This is a genomic window from Campylobacter showae CC57C, from assembly GCF_000344295.2.
GTDB lineage: Bacteria > Campylobacterota > Campylobacteria > Campylobacterales > Campylobacteraceae > Campylobacter_A > Campylobacter_A showae_B.
This window is the reverse complement of record NZ_AOTD01000083.1, coordinates 1-2,009: the sequence shown is the minus strand read 5'-3', so window position 1 is coordinate 2,009 and position 2,009 is coordinate 1. Positions and strand designations below refer to the sequence as shown.

Here is a 2,009-nt window from a genome sequence, read left to right as displayed (position 1 = left end):
CTCGGAGCGGCGTTTGCCTGGCTTGATTGCTGCGCAGCTACGGTTTGGTTTTGATCTAACGGCAAATTTTTAGGAATAAAAAAATAATCGTAAGCGATAAAAAAGATAAAAGATAAAACGGTCGCTAATAACACGCGTTTTTGAACTGACATATTGTCTAACACTATTTTTCCTTTTGAAAGTCTAAATTTTTAATAACGTAGAATTTATTTTTTTTATACGGGACGAACCAAAATGCGATATGTGATTTTAAATTTTGATTGGATATAAAAAAAGAGTTGAAATTTTTACTGATGACAGGGTAGTCGATGCCGCCCTTAAAGAGTTGATTACAGCGTAAAATTCTAAAAATAACCGCAAAAAGCGCCGAGAAAAAGCCGTTAAATTTGAACTGCCAAACGGCAAATTCGGAGCAAGATGGATAGTATCTGCAAGACTTCGGAGTAAATTTGGAGATATAATCTTGATACGCTTTTATCAAAAATAAAATAGCTTGTTTTATCATTTTCATATGCCTGATTTTATACATCCGAGTTTTTTCATAGCCCAAGAGATATTTTTTTTGAGCTTTAAAAACGAGCTTTTATCTAGCCCGTTTTTAACGACTATCACATAAATGCCGTCCGCAAGCTCATTTGAAATCTCGACGACGACCGCTCGCAAAAGTCTTTTACATCGGTTGCGAACGACGGCTTTGCCCACCTTTTTGCTGGCTACGACGGCTAGTTTGTTTTCATTGCAAGGCTTAAAAAAGACTATCGCCTCCTCGCAGTGCCATTTGACGGCCTCTTTGTAGACGCTTGAAAACTCCTTTTGGCTGCTTATAGGGCTAAATTTGCTTAAACGGCCAATCTTGCTCTGCCTTTTGCGCGTCTTGCGTTTAGCACTTTGCGGCCGTTCTTAGTTTTCATGCGGACGCGAAACCCGTGAGTGCGTTTTCTAGGGGTTTTATGAGGTTGGTATGTTCTTTTCATAAATTTTTCCTTATGGTGATTTTGATATAAGTCGGTGATTTTATCAACAAATCGCTTAAAATCCTTTTAATAAATTTTTAAACTTCGTTTTAAAATAATAAAAATATAATCGCTTATTAAAATTTAGGAGCAAATTTGCCTTACGTTATTAGAAAAGCCGTTAGAGCCGACATTATAGCCGTTTGCGAGCTGGTTAAAGAACTAGCCGAATACGAAAAAATGAGCAACGATGTAAAATTTACGCCCGAAATTTTCGCGGAGTCTGTTTTTGAGAAAAACTACGCCGAGATTTTAGTCTGCGAAAGCGAGGGTAAAATCATCGCCTACGCGATATATTTTTACACCTTTTCCACTTTTTTGGGACTTGGCGGGATGTATTTGGAGGATTTATACGTCCAAAAAGAGTATCGCAACAAAGGCATAGGAAAGGAGTTTTTTAAGCATCTAGCTAAAATTTGCAAGGACGAAAACCTCCAACGCCTCGAGTTGGCGTGCCTGCGCTGGAACGAGCCCGGCATTAAATTTTACGAAAAAATGGGCGCGAAAAACCAGTCCGAGCAGTGGCGAAACTACCGCTTGGACGGCGAAAATTTAAGCAAACTAGCACTTTGATTTATCTGTTTTTAACGCACTTTTGGATATCATCGCGCGATGAGTTACGCAAACGAAATTTTAAGAGAACTTTACTATCTTAGGGCCTTCGGGTATAAATTTGCCGATTTTTCGCCTTCGTCCGCGGCCTTACCAAGAAGCCTTGCCGAGCTAAATGCAAGCATCAAAGAGTGCAATCTATGCGAGCTTTGCAAGAGCGCAAATCATGCGCTAACGGGCCTTGGCGATAAAAACGCCAAAGTGGTTTTCGTATTTGACGCACCAAACGCCGCCGAAGACACAAGCGGGGAGTTTTTGGCGAGCGACGATAAGTTTTTGCAAAATTTAAACGAGCTAGCAGGGCTTAAAAAGGACGAAATTTACGTCACGAGCCTGCTAAAATGCAAGCCCGCAGCCAAAGTTCCGACAAACGCCTACGAGCTT

The 2,009-nt window shown here is 40.3% G+C and carries 5 protein-coding genes; 2 read left to right on the top strand and 3 right to left on the bottom strand.

Annotation, left to right across the window (positions count from 1 at the left end; all coding sequences use genetic code 11):
- Window positions 1-163: 163 nt before the first annotated feature.
- From yidD to rpmH, 3 genes are read right to left on the bottom strand one after another with little or no spacing between them, the layout of a single operon-like run.
- The gene (gene yidD, locus H740_RS03340) at window positions 164-505 is read right to left on the bottom strand and encodes a membrane protein insertion efficiency factor YidD (RefSeq protein WP_002946838.1); all 342 of its coding nucleotides are present in this window, start codon (window positions 503-505) and stop codon (window positions 164-166) included.
- A 2-nt stretch (window positions 506-507) separates the two neighbouring features.
- Window positions 508-852 carry a ribonuclease P protein component gene (rnpA, locus tag H740_RS03335; protein WP_414734173.1) on the bottom strand — a complete coding sequence of 115 codons (345 nt, stop codon included), beginning with the start codon at window positions 850-852 and terminating at the stop codon, window positions 508-510.
- Window positions 840-974, bottom strand: coding sequence for a 50S ribosomal protein L34 (gene rpmH, locus H740_RS03330; RefSeq protein ID WP_002946826.1), 135 nt, complete (start codon window positions 972-974; stop codon window positions 840-842). Before rpmH ends, rnpA begins: the two co-directional genes overlap by 13 nt.
- A gap of 135 nt (window positions 975-1,109) precedes the next feature.
- Between rpmH and H740_RS03325 the strand changes: the two genes are divergently transcribed.
- Both H740_RS03325 and H740_RS03320 read left to right on the top strand, forming a co-directional pair.
- Entirely contained in the window at window positions 1,110-1,586 is a 477-nt protein-coding gene (locus H740_RS03325; RefSeq protein WP_002951294.1) for a GNAT family N-acetyltransferase, read from the top strand.
- Window positions 1,587-1,625: 39 nt separating this feature from the next.
- A partial coding sequence (locus H740_RS03320) for a uracil-DNA glycosylase family protein (RefSeq protein ID WP_002951289.1) occupies window positions 1,626-2,009 on the top strand: 384 nt, incomplete at its 3' end.